Origin of the sequence: Phaeocystidibacter luteus (genome assembly GCF_008933115.1) — a bacterium.
GTDB classification, from domain to species: Bacteria; Bacteroidota; Bacteroidia; order Flavobacteriales; family Schleiferiaceae; genus Phaeocystidibacter; species Phaeocystidibacter luteus.
In genome coordinates this window covers 137,463-154,233 of record NZ_WBVO01000003.1, presented here as the reverse complement: position 1 = coordinate 154,233, position 16,771 = coordinate 137,463, and the positions used below count along the sequence as shown (strand labels likewise).

General features: G+C 47.0%; 17 protein-coding genes. 8 read left to right on the top strand and 9 right to left on the bottom strand.

Annotation, left to right across the window (positions count from 1 at the left end):
• Positions 1 to 2: 2 nt before the first annotated feature.
• On the top strand, positions 3 to 1,094 hold the full coding sequence (locus F8C67_RS06080) for a serine hydrolase domain-containing protein (RefSeq protein ID WP_223277521.1): 1,092 nt from the start codon (positions 3 to 5) through the stop codon (positions 1,092 to 1,094).
• On the opposite strand, the gene F8C67_RS06075 is transcribed toward F8C67_RS06080, so the two are convergent.
• The 3 genes from F8C67_RS06075 to F8C67_RS06065 form a co-directional block, all read right to left on the bottom strand.
• Positions 1,084 to 1,500 carry an OsmC family protein gene (locus F8C67_RS06075; protein ID WP_151666927.1) on the bottom strand — a complete coding sequence of 139 codons (417 nt, stop codon included), beginning with the start codon at positions 1,498 to 1,500 and terminating at the stop codon, positions 1,084 to 1,086. The genes F8C67_RS06080 and F8C67_RS06075 overlap by 11 nt on opposite strands.
• Positions 1,501 to 1,564: 64 nt before the next feature.
• The gene (locus tag F8C67_RS06070; protein WP_151666926.1) at positions 1,565 to 2,290 is read right to left on the bottom strand and encodes a YebC/PmpR family DNA-binding transcriptional regulator; all 726 of its coding nucleotides are present in this window, start codon (positions 2,288 to 2,290) and stop codon (positions 1,565 to 1,567) included.
• Between the two features lie 742 nt (positions 2,291 to 3,032).
• On the bottom strand, positions 3,033 to 4,283 hold the full coding sequence (locus F8C67_RS06065) for a CPBP family intramembrane glutamic endopeptidase (protein WP_151666925.1): 1,251 nt from the start codon (positions 4,281 to 4,283) through the stop codon (positions 3,033 to 3,035).
• A 107-nt stretch (positions 4,284 to 4,390) separates the two neighbouring features.
• On the opposite strand from F8C67_RS06065, the gene F8C67_RS06060 reads away from it, so the two are divergent.
• Together F8C67_RS06060 and F8C67_RS06055 are read left to right on the top strand one after the other, a co-directional pair.
• On the top strand, positions 4,391 to 5,119 hold the full coding sequence (locus F8C67_RS06060) for a DUF3667 domain-containing protein (protein ID WP_151666924.1): 729 nt from the start codon (positions 4,391 to 4,393) through the stop codon (positions 5,117 to 5,119).
• A 61-nt stretch (positions 5,120 to 5,180) separates the two neighbouring features.
• Entirely contained in the window at positions 5,181 to 5,477 is a 297-nt protein-coding gene (locus F8C67_RS06055) for a hypothetical protein (protein ID WP_151666923.1), read from the top strand.
• Here the strand turns inward: F8C67_RS06055 and F8C67_RS06050 are convergent, their stop codons facing one another.
• The 4 genes from F8C67_RS06050 to F8C67_RS06035 are packed head-to-tail and all read right to left on the bottom strand — an operon-like array spanning position 5,478 to position 9,756.
• Positions 5,478 to 6,494, bottom strand: a complete 1,017-nt coding sequence (locus F8C67_RS06050) for a 2-oxoacid:ferredoxin oxidoreductase subunit beta (protein WP_151666922.1) — start codon at positions 6,492 to 6,494, stop codon at positions 5,478 to 5,480.
• A complete protein-coding gene (locus F8C67_RS06045; protein WP_151666921.1) occupies positions 6,491 to 8,344 on the bottom strand; it encodes a 2-oxoacid:acceptor oxidoreductase subunit alpha in 1,854 nt (617 codons plus the stop codon). The genes F8C67_RS06050 and F8C67_RS06045 overlap by 4 nt, the downstream gene beginning before the upstream one ends.
• A 12-nt stretch (positions 8,345 to 8,356) precedes the next feature.
• Positions 8,357 to 8,605: a NifU family protein gene (locus tag F8C67_RS06040; RefSeq protein WP_151666920.1), complete on the bottom strand. Its 249-nt coding sequence runs from the start codon at positions 8,603 to 8,605 to the stop codon at positions 8,357 to 8,359.
• Positions 8,602 to 9,756 carry an Mrp/NBP35 family ATP-binding protein gene (locus F8C67_RS06035; protein ID WP_151666919.1) on the bottom strand — a complete coding sequence of 385 codons (1,155 nt, stop codon included), beginning with the start codon at positions 9,754 to 9,756 and terminating at the stop codon, positions 8,602 to 8,604. The genes F8C67_RS06040 and F8C67_RS06035 overlap by 4 nt, the downstream gene beginning before the upstream one ends.
• Before the next feature lie 199 nt (positions 9,757 to 9,955).
• Here F8C67_RS06035 and F8C67_RS06030 point away from each other — a divergent pair, with 199 nt between their 5' ends.
• Genes F8C67_RS06030 through truB form a run of 4 tightly spaced genes read left to right on the top strand, consistent with a single transcriptional unit; the run spans position 9,956 to position 12,628 of the window.
• Positions 9,956 to 10,834 (top strand): cell division protein FtsX, encoded by an 879-nt coding sequence (locus F8C67_RS06030; protein ID WP_151666918.1) that lies wholly within the window; start codon positions 9,956 to 9,958, stop codon positions 10,832 to 10,834.
• Positions 10,835 to 10,838: 4 nt separating this feature from the next.
• Positions 10,839 to 11,090, top strand: a complete 252-nt coding sequence (locus F8C67_RS06025) for a DUF3098 domain-containing protein (RefSeq protein ID WP_151666917.1) — start codon at positions 10,839 to 10,841, stop codon at positions 11,088 to 11,090.
• Between the two features lie 21 nt (positions 11,091 to 11,111).
• Positions 11,112 to 11,912 carry an undecaprenyl-diphosphatase UppP gene (uppP, locus tag F8C67_RS06020; protein ID WP_151666916.1) on the top strand — a complete coding sequence of 267 codons (801 nt, stop codon included), beginning with the start codon at positions 11,112 to 11,114 and terminating at the stop codon, positions 11,910 to 11,912.
• Positions 11,912 to 12,628: a tRNA pseudouridine(55) synthase TruB gene (truB, locus tag F8C67_RS06015; protein WP_151666915.1), complete on the top strand. Its 717-nt coding sequence runs from the start codon at positions 11,912 to 11,914 to the stop codon at positions 12,626 to 12,628. Before uppP ends, truB begins: the two co-directional genes overlap by 1 nt.
• Here the strand turns inward: truB and F8C67_RS06010 are convergent.
• A complete protein-coding gene (locus F8C67_RS06010; protein ID WP_151666914.1) occupies positions 12,615 to 14,081 on the bottom strand; it encodes a T9SS type A sorting domain-containing protein in 1,467 nt (488 codons plus the stop codon). The genes truB and F8C67_RS06010 overlap by 14 nt on opposite strands.
• 42 nt (positions 14,082 to 14,123) lie before the next feature.
• Positions 14,124 to 14,852: a hypothetical protein gene (locus tag F8C67_RS06005; protein WP_151666913.1), complete on the bottom strand. Its 729-nt coding sequence runs from the start codon at positions 14,850 to 14,852 to the stop codon at positions 14,124 to 14,126.
• Between the two features lie 185 nt (positions 14,853 to 15,037).
• Here F8C67_RS06005 and queA point away from each other — a divergent pair, with 185 nt between their 5' ends.
• Entirely contained in the window at positions 15,038 to 16,087 is a 1,050-nt protein-coding gene (gene queA / locus F8C67_RS06000; protein WP_151667013.1) for a tRNA preQ1(34) S-adenosylmethionine ribosyltransferase-isomerase QueA, read from the top strand.
• Positions 16,088 to 16,771 lie beyond the last annotated feature (684 nt).

The window sequence follows — 16,771 nt, the reverse complement described above, 5'->3', positions numbered from 1 at the left end:
GCATGAAGTACTGGAGCATTTTAGCGGTCATCTTGTTTGTTTCTTGTGAAAAAGAACCTCCACCTTCCCCACCGGAACCGTCAGAGCCTTCCATGTACTTCCCTGCAAATTGGTCGGGCGATTGGGAAACCATTGATCCTGAAGTTCTCGGCTGGAACACGGGCGCCATACAACCCATGCTCGACTTTCTCGATTCGACGAATACGAGGGCCTTCTTAGTATTGGTAAATGGCCGAATGGTCATTGAACACTACAATGGTCAAAGTCTCAATGGCCAACCTTTCGAGCGCAGTTCAAATTGGTATTGGGCTTCGGCTGGAAAAACCCTTACCGCTTATGTCTGCGGCATTGCGATGCAAGATGGCTCGCTCGACCTTGACGCCTCTACCAGTGATTACATAGGAACAGGATGGACAAACGCCTCGAGCGCACAAGAAGTGAATATTACGGTTCGCAATCAGCTCACCATGACTTCTGGATTGAACGATGGTGTTGCGGATCCAGATTGTACAGATCCTCCATGTTTGGAATATCTAGCGGATGCAGGTACTAGATGGGCATATCACAATGCGCCGTACACCCTGTTACAGGACGTGATTGGTGGTGCTACGGGTGAAACGTTTACCTCTTACTTCCGCGATTCGCTATCCCTCAAAATTGGGATGTCAGGTACTTGGTATTGGCTTGGATCGAACCACGTTTATTTCAGCAATGCTCGCTCGATGGCGAGGTTCGGAATTCTCAATCTCAATCGAGGAAACTGGAATGGTACCCAGATTTTATCGGAAGCTAACCATGATCTTTTCACCACCACTAGCCAAGTACTCAACCCGAGCTATGGATACCTCTACTGGTTGAACGGTCAAGGAACCTACATGCTACCTGGAAGTCAGCTTACTTTTAGTGGAAACCTCGTTCCTTCTGCACCAAGCGATATGTACGCTGCAATGGGAAAAAACAGTCAGTTACTAATGGTGGTACCGTCGATGAACATGGTTGTGGTACGTATGGGCGAAGATCCGGATGTGAGCTTGGTGCCTACCAAGTTTCCTGAGGAATTGTGGCAGCGTATGAACCAGGTGATTACTGAATAGTAATCTCGTAGGTAATCTTCGCCACCTTGCCCAACATGTAGCTCACGCCGCAGTATTTATCCTGACTTAGGTCTACAGCCTTTTGAACCTTGTCTTTGTCAAGACTCGATCCCTCGAAGATGTAGTCGATGTGGATTTTGTGGTAATGCTTTGGATGCTCGTCAGTTTGCTCAGCGGTTACCTTTATCTGGAAGGAATCGTATTCTTGACGCATCTTTTTGAGCAGGCTCACTACGTCCATACCGGTGCAACCCGCAAGCGAAACGAGCAAAAGGGGCTTTGGTGTGGGGCCAAGTCCTCTACCTCCAACATCGTCTTTCGCGTCCATGGTGATAGAATACTCATCCACATGGCCGTCGAATGACATCCCATCGGTATAGTCAACAATAACTTCTTTGGTTTCCATTGGTCTACTACGGTATTAATGAGACCAAGAAGTTAGTGAAAGTGCTAGAAAATCTAGGTAAGGTCTAGGCCATATTTGTGTAAACTGCCTGGACGTCATCGTCCTCTTCGATGCGCTCAATAAGCTTGTCAACATCCGCTTGCTCTTCTTCCGAAAGCTCTTTGCGGTCCATTGGGATACGCTCAAAACCAGAAGAAAGCACTTCGATGCCTTTCTCATCGAGACCCTTTGCAATATTGCCGTAATCAGGGAAGTTGCCGTAAAGCATGATGATGTCCATTTCCTTTTCATCGTCATGATCTGCGAAAATCTCCTCAACGCCGTAATCAATCATCTCGAGTTCAAACTCTTCGATATCGATTCCTTCAGCAGCAATCTTAAAGTGGCACTTGTGCTCGAACATGAATTCTACTGAGCCACTTGTGCCTAGACTTCCATTGGCCTTGTTGAAATACGAGCGAACGTTACCAACGGTTCTAGTCGTGTTGTCAGTGGCCGTTTCGATGAGAACAGCAATTCCGTGCGGCGCGTACCCTTCGTACACAACCTCTTTATAGTCCTGCTGATCCTTGGACATCGCCTTTTTGATGGCGCGCTCCACATTGTCCTTAGGCATGTTCGCATCGCGGGCGTTCTGCATGAGCATCTTCAGGCGGTAGTTAGCTTCAGGGCTATCTCCCCCTTCCTTAACAGCCATGATGATGTCCTTCGTAATTCTCGTAAACGTTTTGGCCATTGATGCCCAACGTTTCATTTTTCTTGCCTTGCGATATTCGAACGCGCGTCCCATAGAGTAATGTGGTTAAAGGGCAAAGATATGGATTGGGAGAGAGATAATGCTGCGCATAAGAAATCTCTCCTGTCGTCGTGATTTAAGATCCGCCTCTTGGCGGATAAGGCGCAACGCCTCCCGGCGATACGCAAGCCTACTTTGCATGCCCCAGCTTCAAACCGAACTGCCTTAGCCGACGGCTTCTTACCGAGGCACTCGGTCTTTTTCGCAAAGCGAAACTTGCGAGCCTAGCGAGCCTTAGCCGGAGGCTTCTTACCGAGGCACTCGGTCTTTTTCGCGTAGCGAAACTTGCGAGCCTAGCGAGTCTTAGCCGAAGGCTTCTTACCGAGGCACTCAGTCTTTTTCGCGTAGCGAAACTTACGAGCCTAGCGAGCCTTAGCCGGAGGCTTCTTACCGAGGTACTCGGTCTTTTTCACAAAGCGAAACTTACGAGCGAAGCGAGCCTTAGCCGACGGCTTCTTACCGAGGCACTCGGTCTTTTTCGCGTAGCGAAACTTACGAGCGGAGCGAGCCTTAGCCGGAGGCTTCTTACCGAGGCACTCGGCCTTTTCACAAAGCGAATCTTACGAGCGAAGCGAGTCTTAGCCGGAGGCTTCTTACCGAGGCACTCGGTCTTTTTCGCGTAGCGAAACTTGCGAGCCTAGCGAGCCTTAGCCGAAGGCTTCTTACCGAGGTACTCGGTATTTTTCGCGAAGCGAAACTTACGAGCAAAGCGAGTCCTATCCGCCTTAGGCGGAACTTAAAACTCCCCCGCCTCCACCACAATCCTCTTCACCTCTTCCTTCACCACTTTGGTAGACAAACAGCTGTAGTATTCCGCAGCATGTAAAGCGGAATCGAGGCCCTCTGACGGGTAAATAACCGGCGTGTAAAACGCATCATCCCCTTCGAATCGAACCTTCACTTCATAAAGCGATTCCATTCTGCGCGCTATACTATTTCCGAAAGCATCATTCTTATACCTTGCCAAGAGCTGGAGTACATCCCTCGATTCCCCTGGGATTTCCTCTGCTTCGCAATCTTCTATATTGGAGAGTATGTAGACATCCTCTTCCCCTTCCGAAGCATTCACTTTCACATTGTATTTGTCACTCCAAACTTCCGACAGCCTCTCGAGGCCCGCTTGCACATCGCCTTCAATCATCAGGTTTATTCGAACGCCGGAAAATCCATTTAATTCAACGATGACTTCACTGTCCAAAGATCTGTGAATAGCCTTCAAGCACTCTTCAATAAGTACGTTCTCAAAGTTGACAGAATCTGAACTTAAATACGAAGAACTTCCAAAGCTGAAGGCATCGCTGGTTTCCCATGTTGCATAAAACGCATCGCCCTCTTCGACCTTTTCCTCTGAATCGAAATAGGGAACTAGGAGCAACATACTAATCGTTCCATTCCACAACGCGTGAAAGAGGACGCCAAACCAAAAGCCTCTTTGCACTCGAACGAGCCCGATGGTCAATCCCAAAATTACCTGTGGTAAAATGAACAAAAGCGCACCAGCCGCCAGACCGAAGTTTCCGAGGTGAATTGCTCCGAAGAGAATAGCGCTTCCATAGAACCAGCGCTGGAATCGTATGTCCATATTCCGCTTTATGTGCGGAAGAAATATCAGCGTGAGAATCAGAACCACTACACCAGCACCTAGGGCAAATGAAGGGGAGATTACCAATCCTCCATAAACCGTTGCCCCGGTTGTAAAGAGGACTATCGCCGCAGCATGCAAGCCCATCCAAGCTCTAAAAACTGCTTCCTCCATAAGTGGTGCAACGATACTCGCATAGAGCACAAAATACCCTACCGGAATTTCTCTGACGGCATCTAGCATTCCACTTTCGCTCGGGTCGAACATATTGTCTTTCACCCATTCGGATTGCTCCAAGATCAAAATTGGGATGATGGCCAAAACGTGAAGGAAGATCATTTTCAAAAGCACTTTTGTCGGCTGCTTTCTACGTGGATCTCTGTAAAGGATTTTAAGGCGGTTCAATGGATGAAGTTTTTAATCGTTGGCTAAAGCTATCAATTTTCCCGACGCCGAATCCTATTCTCAAAATTCATAATTTGTAAATCCATCCAACCCAACCTACCCCTGCCATGAACTGTCTGAATTGCGGTCAGCCTGTCACCGGAAACTTTTGTTCAAACTGCGGTCAAAGAGCTGGCGCGAAAAGAGTTACGGTAAAAGATACTTTCCTTCAATTCCTAGGAGCATACCTTTCTCTAGATGGCCCTCTGCTTCGCACAATCAAACACTTGTTCACTCAGCCGGGCACCGTCATGAAGGCCTTTATTGAAGGAAGGCGGCAACTGTATTACAAGCCTGTTCCCTTCTTCATTGTACTGACCGCAATCTATATCATACTAAGAGCACTGCTCGAATATGACCCACTGAAGGGACAAATTGTAGATGTGCCAGAAGGTAACCCTGACAGTATTCAGAAGAACTCAAAACTCGCCGCCTATTACATGGTGAGTCACATCGACAATTTCCTACTTGTGCTCGTCTTCGCCATCGGAGGCGGTATGAAGCTTTTCTTCTGGAAACGTTACAACTTCGCCGAATTCCTGAGCATGGCCTTCTACACAACAGGCTTCTATATCTTCTATGGAACATTCGTCATGCTGTTCAACTATACTTTCGATGTTCGTTACAATCAGATTCAATTGTTCATCTTGATTGGCTATCTCATGTACATGATGGCCTCTACCATGGGAAGCACGCCATGGTACAGATGGATTGCATATTTCTTTGCGGCCCTAGTATCTCTGCTCGTATACGTAAATGTGGGTTTCCTACTAGCCTATTTCTTGGTCACCTCGTAAATGAACCTCGTAAAGCCCGAAGGGTTGTATTTCTACCCTTACCTTTGTAAAAATTGTGTTCATGAAACCTCGCACACAGCTTCTCATTGTCCTCATTACCGTTGTGATCGGAACCGGATTTGTACTCCTCATGAAGCAGTACAATCCACTATCCGAATACGATGGATACCACACCGATCGAGTTCTCTATTTCAAAGTGGGAAGAGCAACGGATAGAATAGAGCTTCAGGTTCGCGAAGAGGAAGACGGGACAGAGTCACAGCGCATTGTGCAAATCAGCAAGGGCTTCGTTAGCACAACAATCACTGAAGTTGATTTGGACACGTTAAATCTCGCTGGCTACGAACCAGCCGAGTAATTATTTCACGTCCCACGTATTCGAACCTGCAATCAATGCATCCAGGTTTCCCTCCCCTTTGATGGCCTTGGCTGAAACCAACTGACCTTCGAGCAAGTCTTCATAAAGTGGACGTTCCTCCGAATACAACACCCCGAATGGTCTAGGCAATCCGTCTTGAGGATCTTCGAACATCCTAGTCAAGATATACGCTTTGGTTTGATCGTGTTCGTCGTGAATCCACAAATCCGATTCGCTGTAATCAGCTCCCAGATTCACCACTTTCGGCTTTAACCCATCGAGGATAATTCCCTTCTCTCCATTTGCAAAAACGAGAGGTTTGCCATGCTCGAGATAAAGCGTAGTAAATGGTCGGCCCTTCTTATCCGTCATTACCTCAAAGGCACCGTCGTTAAACACGTTGCAATTCTGGTAAATCTCCAAGAAACTAGAGCCTTTGTGCTTGTGGGAACGCAACAACATCTCGCGCTGATGCAACGGGTCTCGATCAGCCGTTCTGGCAATAAAAGTAGCATCAGCCCCCAGGGCTAAGGCAAGTGGATTGAATGGATGGTCGATAGCCCCCATCGGACTAGACTTCGTGACTTGTCCAACCGGAGATGTTGGAGAGTATTGGCCTTTTGTGAGACCGTAAATCTCATTGTTAAAGAGAAGAATATTCACATCGAGGTTCCTCCTCAATAAGTGAATAAGATGATTCCCCCCAATGGACAGTCCGTCGCCATCGCCTGTCACCACCCAAACACTCGTATTGGGATTTGCCAGCTTCAAGCCAGAAGCTACGCTCGTAGCTCGACCATGAATACTGTGCATTCCATAGGTATTCATGTAATATGGGAAGCGAGACGAACAGCCGATACCCGAAATGAAAACGATGTCTTCTTTCGGCACATCGAGCTCAGGCATGATGGTCTGAACTTGTTTCAATATGGAATAGTCGCCACACCCCGGACACCAGCGTACATCCTGGTCCGTTGCAAAATCTTTGGGCGTCAAGGTGATGTTCTCCTCGCTCATGATTCTTGCATTTGGGTGAGTATTCTAACTTCTTCCATTACCGCCGCTTTAATTTCTGAAGAGCGGAAAGGCAAACCTTGAATCTTGCAGAGCGACTTCGCATCAATCAAATACTGATCACGGATAAGCTTTACGAGTTGGCCGTTGTTAATCTCCGGAATCAACACACGTTTAAAGCTCTTCAACAGCTCTTCAAGGTCATTTGGGAAAGGCGAAACATGTCGTAAGTGGAGGTGACTAACATGTACTCCATCGCCGCGAAGTTCACGTACGGCCACTTTTATCGCGCCGAAGGTTGAACCCCAGCCCAAAACGAGGATATCGCCGGAAGTCTCACCTTCCTCCATTTCTAGCGGCGTAAAAGAGTTGGCAATCCTCTGCACTTTCTCAGCGCGGATTTTCACCATCCTCTCGTGGTTTTCAGGATCGTAGGATACGTTTCCTGTATTTTCTTCTTTCTCGAGTCCACCTACGCGGTGCTCTCCACCAGCCTCGCCGGGAACGGCCCAACTTCGAACGAGCTTTTCGTCGCGCTGGTACGGAAGATATTCGCCACCGTCGAGTTTCGCTTTTGGAGGATTGATGGTCGGCAAGTCTTTGGCATTTGGAAACTTCCAAGGTTCCGAACCATTCGCAATGTATCCATCACTTAGCACCATTACCGGTGTCATGTGCTCAATAGCAATCTTGCATGCTTCAATGGCCGTACTAAATGTATCGGATGGACTATGGGCCGCGATGACGGGCATGGGAGCCTCTCCGTTTCTACCGTAAACCGCTTGAAGCAAATCTGCCTGCTCTGTTTTAGTAGGAAGACCTGTTGATGGTCCACCTCGCTGCACATTGACAATCACAAGTGGAAGCTCGAGCATAATGGCGAGTCCAATTGCTTCCGTTTTCAATGCGATACCCGGGCCAGATGAAGCAGTAACGCCGAGATTCCCGCCAAAACTCGCACCAATGGCGCTGGTGACGGCAGCGATTTCATCTTCTGCCTGGAAAGTTTTTACTCCGAAGTTCTTGTGTCGTGATAACTCGTGCAGAATATCACTTGCCGGAGTAATTGGATATGATCCGTAGAAAAGAGGCAGGTTTGATTTCTCAGCCGCGGCTATTAATCCGATGGCCAATCCCTGGTTGCCTGAGATGTTTCTATACGTGCCTGCTTCGAGCTTTGCTGGTTTCACGATGTAACGTGGAAGAGAAGCTTCAATCGTTTCACCATAATGATAACCGGCCTTGAGCACGGTAATATTCGCGCTTGCGATTTCAGGTTTCTTGGCAAACTTGGTTTCGAGGAACTGGGTGGTTCTATCGAGCGATCTTCCGTAAATCCAATAGAGGAAACCAAGGACAAACATGTTCTTAGAACGATCGCGGTCTTTTGTTCCTAAGCTTGAATCTTTGAGTGCTTCGCGCGTCAACTTAGTTACATCGAGGTCGAGCACCCGATGCGATTCCCTAAGTTCAGAAAGCACATCGGAGTCGTCCGGATATCCAGCCAATTTCAGATTGCGCTTATCGAAACCTGCAGAATTCGCAATGATAAATCCGTCTTCCTTGAGATCGGACAAGTTCTTTTTGAGTGCAGCTGCGTTCATCACCACTAAGACATCTACACTGCCTCCTGGAGTATAAATCGCCTCACTTCCAAAATTCAGTTTGAATCCTGATACACCGGCAACTGTACCTTGCGGGGCACGGATCTCCGCCGGGAAATCTGGAAACGTACTGAGGTCGTTGCCATAAAGCGCAGCGGTATGGGAAAACTCAGATCCGGTAAGTTGAATACCGTCGCCCGAATCCCCTGAAAATAGAATGGTGACTTTAGAAACTTCGTGCTGACTCATGAGGTCTACTCCTTATGCTTCGACCGCTTGTTCTACGCGAACGATTTCCGGAACGTGCTTCTTGATGGTCATTTCAACACCAGACTTCAAGGTCATTTGGTTAACTGAACAACCCGTGCATGCGCCGTGAAGCTGAACACGAACAATATTATCGTCGGTGAGCTCCACGAAGGTAATATCGCCTCCATCTGACTTGAGGAACGGACGAATTTCTTCGAGGGCATTAAGAATTTTATCTACAGTTTGTGTTCTTGCACTCATACTGTCTTCTCTTTTTTAGGTGAGCAACCGGCCATAGTTGTGATGCGAACAGCTTCAGTTGGAGGAAGATTCTCGTTTCTCTCCACGAGCGATTCCACCATGTTTTGAGCCACCTTCTTCAAGGTTTCGGCGATTGGAGTATTCTCCTGCATCACGGCTGGTCTACCTACGTCACCCGCCTCACGAACACTCTGCACGAGTGGCACTTCGCCGAGGAAAGGCACTTTTAGTTCTTCGGTCAGGTTCTTCGCACCCGACTTACCGAAGATATAGTATTTGTTATCAGGAAGCTCCTCCGGACTGAAGTAGGACATGTTTTCAACGATTCCTAGTACTGGAACATTGATAGAATCCATGCCGAACATCGCTACGCCTTTGCGCGCATCCGAAAGGGCAATTGCCTGTGGTGTGCTGACGATTACAGCGCCGGTCACTGGAACGGCCTGTACTAGACTTAGGTGGATATCACCTGTTCCAGGAGGCAGGTCGATTAGCATGAAGTCGAGATCGCCCCAATGTGAATCGCGAATCATTTGGTTTAATGCCTTGGTGGCCATTGGACCTCGCCAAACTACGGCTTGGTCGGTACCGGCAAAGAATCCGATCGAAAGCATTTTCACCCCGTGAGCTTCTACTGGATCCATCAACTTCTTGCCATTCACTTCAATGCTCGAAGGGCGTTCGTTCACAACATCGAACATAATCGGCATGGAGGGACCGTAGATATCGGCATCTACCAAACCTACTTTGAATCCCATTTTGGCTAACGATACCGCTAAGTTGGCGGTAAGTGTGCTCTTCCCAACACCTCCTTTACCAGAAGCAACGGCAATGATATTCTTCACGCCAGGAAGCTCCTCGCCGCGAATTTGCTGTTGAGCGGCCGCTTTCTGCTTTGCCTCTTCGGGAACGATTACATTTACTTTGATTTTCGCTTTAGGGTAAGCGTGTTCGTGAACTGCTTTGAGGATGTTCACCTCTAATTTCTTCTTAGCTTGAAGAGTTGGGTTCATGCTGATCACATCAACTTCCACTTCATCGCCAAAAACTTGAATGTTACGCACGTGTCCGGCATCGATCAAATTCTGATCGCCTTCGGTGGCCTGAACATGCTTCAAACTGCTGTATATCTGAGACTTATCGTACTTCATCAATTTGCTTAAAAAAAGGTAGTGCAAAGGTACGAAATAGACGCCTAGTAAGAACGATTCTAAACAGTCATCCGACCTATGTACTCCTTAACAGGTAAAAGGAGGTACTGTTTGAAACAAGTGTGTTGAAGTGTACTGTGGAAATTAACTTTTCGTTACATGACAGCATAGATAGTCATTCCTTACCTTAGCCGCAGCTATGGCGAAATCAGAAGAAAAATTTCACAAGAGAAGACTCAGATCTTCTTACCTCTCGGTTGTGATAAGCATCACGCTTGTGCTTTTCATTTTGGGCGTTTTCGGAACATTGGTCATGAAGGCCGATAGCATGCGAAATAAGATGCTCGAAGAGTATGCCTTCACGGTAATGCTCAAAAACGACGCGCAAGAAGCTGACATTCGCCAATTTCAAAAGGAGCTTGAGATTTCTGAAAAAGTTGTTTCAACCGAGTTCATTACAAAGGATGAAGCAGCGGAAGAACTCGAAGAACTTCTCGGAGAAGAATTCGTCGACTTCCTCGGTTCAAACCCGTTGAGTGATGCTATCGAAATTAAGATGCAGGCCAACTTTGTGAACATGAATGATGTGGAAGCCTTCAGCGCTGAGCTAAAGGAAAACCCTGTGGTTTCCGACGTCGTTTACGATCCCGATTTTGTGGAATTGATGAACGCTTTTGTTCGCAAGATTGGCAGCGGACTTCTCATTGCTTCTATATTGTTGATTTTGGTTTCGATTGCCTTGATCAACTCTAGCATCCGACTATCGATTTACTCCAAGCGTTTCACCATAAAAACCATGCAATTGGTTGGTGCTACCAAAGCGTTTATCCAACGTCCGTTTATGAAGAACAGTCTGCAGCTCGGCGTTGTAGGCGGCGTTCTGTCATCAGCGATGTTGGTTGCAGGTGTCTACTTCGGCAAGGCTGAGCTTTGGCAGGTTGGACTTGTATATTCTCCGCTAGAGCTTGCACTCATCTGTGGCGGAATGATTGTGTTCGGAACCCTGCTTGTTTGGGGATGTACAATCTTCGCGGTAAGCCGCTATCTCAATTTAAAAACTGACGATTTATACAACTAAGGATATGAAAACAGCCACGTTTCTGTTCGGAAGAATGAACTACATCTTGATGTTTGTTGGATTGGCCATCATCACCCTAGGTTACCTATTGATGATTGGTGGAGGTTCGGAAGATCCTGAAGTATTCAATCCAGAGATTTTCAGCAAAACACGCATCGCCGTAGCGCCTGCTCTTTTGGTAGTAGGTTTCGTAGTAGAAATCTTCGCTATCATGTGGACACCTTCGAAGACCGAAGAAGAGTCAGCCGAAAAATAAGCAACCTACACAGCTCAGTTCATGAGTGTTATTGAAGCCATCATCCTTGGAATCATCCAGGGCCTAACCGAGTTCCTACCCGTTAGCTCCAGCGGTCACCTTACGATTGCAGAGTTCATCATGGGCGGCGACAACCTACCCGAAGAGAACAAGCTCTACATGGTTTTCCTCCACGGAGCTACGGCACTTTCCACCATCGTCATTTATCGAAAGGACATTGTTAGCCTGTTTAAAGGACTCTTCAAGTTTGCCTGGAATGATGAAACCAAGTTCATCACCTTCATTGCATTGTCTATGATTCCTGCGGCGATTGCCGGACTCTTCTTTGAGGATCAGATAGATTATTTCTTCGAAGGTGAACTAACGCTCGTTGGCTTGATGCTCATCATCACCAGCCTACTCCTTGTGCTGGCCGACAGGGCAAAAAAGACGCACAAGAAGGTTACCGGATTCGAAGCAATCATCATCGGCGTTGCTCAGGCAGTAGCCATTGCTCCAGGCATTTCGAGATCTGGTGCGACAATTTCAACGTCGGTACTTCTCGGTATCGATAGAGACAAAGCTGCTCGTTTTAGCTTTTTGATGGTTATCCCGCTAATCCTCGGAAAAATGCTCCTCGACTTGAAGGACATTTTCAGTGGAGAAATGCAGGTCCCAGAAACCTCAGCAACACCATTGATCATTGGCTTTATTGCCGCGTTTGTCGTTGGACTTTTCGCTTGTAGATGGATGATTGCCCTTGTGAAGCGAGCTAAGCTCACCTACTTTGCCATATACTGCTTCGTAGTAGGCGTTGGCGCCCTCATTTACACCATGGTTTAATGGACGATTGGTCACTCGAAGGACTCCGAGAAGGAAAGGTCCTTGCGGTAGACAAACCCCTCGATTGGACATCTTTCGACGCGGTGAACAAGATTAAGTTTGCCATTCGAAAAACGCATAAGCTCAAGAAGTTTAAGGTTGGACATGCAGGCACGTTAGACCCAAAGGCTACGGGACTTCTCATCATTTGTATAGGTCGAGCTACTAAGACGATCCCCGAGCTCATGGGGCGCTCGAAGCGGTATGTCGCTACAATCAAACTTGGAGAAACTACACCGAGTTACGATACGGAAACGGAGCCAAATGAAACCTTCCCGACGAAGCACATCACTCGGGAGTTAATCGAGGCAACACTCCCACAATTTACGGGCGACATTATGCAGGTCCCACCCGTATTTTCGGCCTTGAAGAAAGACGGGAAACGGTTGTATGAAATGGCCCGAAAGGGAGAGGAAGTAGACATTCCGGCGCGTCCGATTGTCATTCACTCCATTGATATTTTGAGTTTCAAGAACGATGAACTCATTTTGGACATCCATTGTGGAAAAGGCACCTACATACGCTCATTGGCACACGACTTAGGCGCAGCGCTAAACAGCGGAGGTTACCTTATAGGTCTACGTCGAACCGCGATTGGAGACGTTTCGGTAGACGGCGCCTACACGGTAGAACAGGTTTGTGAGAGGGTTTGGGCGGAGGAAGCTAGCGGTCAATGACAATTTTGGTCATGTACTCACCATCTGAGTGTGTCAATGAAAGCACATAGACTCCTTCAGGTAAAGATTCTAGATTAATCCTGTTTCCTTCAAATTCTAGTTTCTGATGTATCGATTGGCCAACAGCGGAAACTACTTGAGCATTTGTCAGCTCTTCAATTCCCGATATTATAATGTAGTCTTTCGTTGGATTAGGGTAAACAGAGAACTGTGCTCGTACCTCTTCGGATTCTCCAAGAGCGAATCTGGGTAACTTGAAAATGATATCTTCAAATCGCTGTTGATTCTGTTCAAAATATCGAGCCACGCCATAAACATCGTCTGCAACACTAAGTAAATCAAGAACTACGTGGTTATCATTGCCAAACAATTCAATACTATCTACTCCCCATTCATTTGACTTTCTAATCACTACCGTTCGTTGTTCGATTGCACCTAGATTGGGATTATCAAAAGGGCGGGAAGAGGCGGTAATATGCTGATTACTTGTTTCATTGTATAGGTATGCGTAGCACCTTTCATTGATACGAATATTTCCAAATCTTTTCAAATGGACGGTATCACTCTCATAATCTCTAAATGCCACAAAAGTTTGAAACACGTGACTATTTCCAGTTGTGAAAAAATCGGAATCGTGGACGACTGTCCCACCATAATAAAAACCATCACTACGGAAGGAGTAACCTTCTGAATAAGTGGCGGAAGAATGTGGATCGAACGCTACAGGATTCAAAATACTCTGAACTTCAAGAGATTGCAAATCCATGAATAGTGCTCTAGCATCAATTCCAAATATAATTTCGGTGGGATCTCGTGGACTTAAATAAGGTCCATTGCCGTAGCGAAAAGTTGATTCAAGTGGCGCATTCCGCCAATAATACTTTGATCTATTGAAATGCCAATTTGAATCATAAACTACCGCGAGTGATGAATCACCTCCAGTGCCTCTACCTAAATGAACAAAATGATCATTCCCTAAAGTTGCGAAGCTAGTGACAGCCATAAAACCGGTACTGAAAACTGTATCCACAACCTTATTTGAGGTCACATTGGAGAAATCTAGATCAAATATTTGAAGCGTTGTACTGTTGCTGTCCCCAAAACTTATCGCAAAATACTGATTATCAACCTGGTCAATTCGCCAGCCCGCTATAGCATCTGTTGAAAAGGTTGCAATAAACAGTGAATCCTTTTTCTGCAAGGTCACCTTGTCAAAAAGCCTCAAAGACATGACGTAATTAACGCCACTTTTGGATAGCGCTGTATAACATATATCTGACGTACCCGCATCACTTAAGCCAGCTGAGGCCGGATATTGTTGTGTAAATCCAGAATAAATCTCATCGGATAAGATAACCTGAGAAAAAGCATTAAATCCGAGAAGAATGACGCAGCCGAGTACGAGACTACATTTTCGCTTAGCGAATACAAAGGTTTGAGAGAGCTTGTCCATTCAACCAAGGTAGCCAATCTGGGCAAACTGGATGATTATTTCCTAGTCCGAATACCTACTATTCCAAAGCACAGAGTTAAAATTCTTCACGTAAGGATATCCGAACATGGCCACGATTCCCGCAAGGGCGATGAACACGTGAAGCGTCATCCAAATGCGCATTGCGAACTCTGAATCTCCCAAACCATCCATCATAATGTTGGTAGGGATTGCCATTTGAAATAGGAATGCGATAACAAACATCGATTTGATGAGCGTGCCGACGTTTCTGAACGGATACACGATCAGCTTGCGCAGTGGATTCATATCCTTACCCCACTGATGAACGAGGTAGTACAAATTGTTTCCGAGTGGCATGAATAACATTGGATCTTTATCCTGATAACTCAGCTCGAACAAGGAAGCCGGTGCCATAATCTTAAAGTTATTGAGAGCTTCAGGTTGTCGACGCTGGATACTCTTCAATTCAGAAATGGCTTCTGATGGGATTTCGCCTTTAAATAAGTGGGCATCTAAAAAACGAAGACGGTATGCCGTGGCGAGCCTTTTAATGTGTGCGAGATGGAATACTCGACTCTCATCGAGCTGAGAGGCGTCTACTTTAGCATGATTTTCATTGGGTGGAGACTGAAGAGCGTTTTCTAAATTGATCTCCATTAGAGAATCCTCTTCAAGCATAGATCGGAACGCTGCAAGGACATCATCTTCACGGTAATCGACCGCCTTTTTTCTAATTCTTTGTAGCGCTTCCGGCAAATTCACTCTCATCATAATCCCGTGCATTTCAATTCGTCGATACAATATACTGGAAACCAATTAGCTGTTCACAAAGTTCAAAAGGACTTCAAGATTTTTTTGTTGCACCCACTTCTCGTAAACTGATTTTCGCATGCTGAAAATTCTTACCTTTGCAGCTTCCCATTTTGTATCACTTTCAAAGCCCGTAAGCTATGAAAATGAAGTTATCCAACTTCAATTATGAGCTTCCTAAGGAACTCATCGCTCAGGAACCAACCACTCACCGCGACGATACTCGTCTCATGGTCGTTCACCGCGACACTGGTGAAATTGAGCACAAGAAATTCAATGAAGTAATCAACTATTTCGACGATGGCGATGCCATGGTTTTGAATAACACCAAGGTTTTTCCTGCCCGTCTTTGGGGTAACAAGGAGAAAACGGGTGCACGCATCGAGGTATTCTTGCTTCGAGAGTTGAATTCAGAGTCACGCTTGTGGGACGTATTGGTGGATCCAGCGCGTAAAATCAGAATTGGCAATAAGCTCTACTTCGGAGAGGACGATAGCCTCGTTGCCGAAGTAATTGACAATACTACTAGCCGCGGTAGAACACTTCGCTTCCTTTACGATGGAAGCTATGAGGAGTTCCGCAACAAGTTGAACGAACTTGGCGAAACACCACTTCCGAAGTACATCGACCGCGAGCCTACCGCACTTGATGCAGAGCGTTATCAATCAATCTTCGCAAGTGTTGAAGGTGCCGTTGCAGCTCCAGTGGCTGGACTTCACTTCTCCAAGCAATTGATGAAGCGCCTCGAAATCAAAGGAATTGAGTTCCCAGAACTCACTCTCCACGTTGGCCTCGGAACGTTCCGTCCGGTTGAGGTAGAAGACCTCAGCAAGCACAAAATGGATAGCGAGCAGTACTGGATTTACGATGAAACCGTAGAGAAGGTAAACAAGGCCATCGAAGGTAAAAAGCGTATTTGTGCTGTTGGCACAACTGTAATGCGCGCCATGGAATCTAGCGTTACTACGGAAGGCAAACTAAAGGCGTACGAAGGTTGGACGAACCGTTTCATCTTCCCTCCATACGACTTCCAGGTAGCCAATAGTTTGATCACAAACTTCCACCCGCCGCAGTCTACACTACTCATGATGACCTCCGCCTTCGCGGGTCACGAGCTCACCATGCACGCGTACGACGTCGCTATTAAAGAGGGCTACAAGTTCCTTTGCTACGGCGATGCGATTATGGTTATTTAAGGATAAGCTCCTTTTTCGATATGAGAAGCCTGGGTTGAAAGCCTGGGCTTTTTTTTTGGAGGGTTGGACTGATGTGCCGACCGAAGGGAGGTATCCCGAGAGGCGCAGCCGATTCGGGAGAGGGTTAGAGGGTTGGAGGGTTAGACTGGGAGACTGTGATATTGCTAGTTGACCCATGACAGTATAGAAATGGGGGCTGATTGCCCCGCCCCGTTCTCAAGCTACGAATCTCAAAGCTGCTAGTCGGATTGTAAACGTTTACATACGGGTAGTTATTCACTTCTAGGAGTTGTCCCCTTTTTGTCCATGATTCGGATCAAGTTGTCCACCAGAAGTCCACGTGAGATCAGTTAGAATGTCACTAAAAGAATTGAACTTCGCCACATGGGGTGGGGTTGGGGCCCCCTCAGGTAGAGGGTTCGAGGGTTGGATGGCCGGAGGGGTAGACTGGCAGACTGATGTGCCGACCGAAGGGAGGTATCCCGAGAGGCGCAGCCGATTCGGGAGAGGGTTCGAGGGTTAGAGGGCCAGAAGGTTAGACTGGCAGACTGATGTGCCGACCGAAGGGAGGTATCCCGAGAGGCGCAGCCGATTCGGGAGAGGGTTCGAGGGTTAGATGGCCGGAGGGTTAGACTGGCAGACTGATGTGCCGACCGAAGGGAGGCATCCCGAGAGGCGCAGCCG

Coding starts and splice junctions, on each gene's coding strand:
- F8C67_RS06080 (WP_223277521.1), top strand. CDS start 3: ATGAAGTACTGGAGCATTTTAGCGGTCATCTTGTTTGTTTCTTGTGAA.
- F8C67_RS06075 (WP_151666927.1), bottom strand. CDS start 1,500: ATGGAAACCAAAGAAGTTATTGTTGACTATACCGATGGGATGTCATTC.
- F8C67_RS06070 (WP_151666926.1), bottom strand. CDS start 2,290: ATGGGACGCGCGTTCGAATATCGCAAGGCAAGAAAAATGAAACGTTGG.
- F8C67_RS06060 (WP_151666924.1), top strand. CDS start 4,391: ATGAACTGTCTGAATTGCGGTCAGCCTGTCACCGGAAACTTTTGTTCA.
- F8C67_RS06055 (WP_151666923.1), top strand. CDS start 5,181: ATGAAACCTCGCACACAGCTTCTCATTGTCCTCATTACCGTTGTGATC.
- F8C67_RS06050 (WP_151666922.1), bottom strand. CDS start 6,494: ATGAGCGAGGAGAACATCACCTTGACGCCCAAAGATTTTGCAACGGAC.
- F8C67_RS06045 (WP_151666921.1), bottom strand. CDS start 8,344: ATGAGTCAGCACGAAGTTTCTAAAGTCACCATTCTATTTTCAGGGGAT.
- F8C67_RS06040 (WP_151666920.1), bottom strand. CDS start 8,605: ATGAGTGCAAGAACACAAACTGTAGATAAAATTCTTAATGCCCTCGAA.
- F8C67_RS06035 (WP_151666919.1), bottom strand. CDS start 9,756: ATGAAGTACGATAAGTCTCAGATATACAGCAGTTTGAAGCATGTTCAG.
- F8C67_RS06030 (WP_151666918.1), top strand. CDS start 9,956: ATGGCGAAATCAGAAGAAAAATTTCACAAGAGAAGACTCAGATCTTCT.
- F8C67_RS06025 (WP_151666917.1), top strand. CDS start 10,839: ATGAAAACAGCCACGTTTCTGTTCGGAAGAATGAACTACATCTTGATG.
- uppP (WP_151666916.1), top strand. CDS start 11,112: ATGAGTGTTATTGAAGCCATCATCCTTGGAATCATCCAGGGCCTAACC.
- truB (WP_151666915.1), top strand. CDS start 11,912: ATGGACGATTGGTCACTCGAAGGACTCCGAGAAGGAAAGGTCCTTGCG.
- F8C67_RS06010 (WP_151666914.1), bottom strand. CDS start 14,081: ATGGACAAGCTCTCTCAAACCTTTGTATTCGCTAAGCGAAAATGTAGT.
- F8C67_RS06005 (WP_151666913.1), bottom strand. CDS start 14,852: ATGATGAGAGTGAATTTGCCGGAAGCGCTACAAAGAATTAGAAAAAAG.
- queA (WP_151667013.1), top strand. CDS start 15,038: ATGAAGTTATCCAACTTCAATTATGAGCTTCCTAAGGAACTCATCGCT.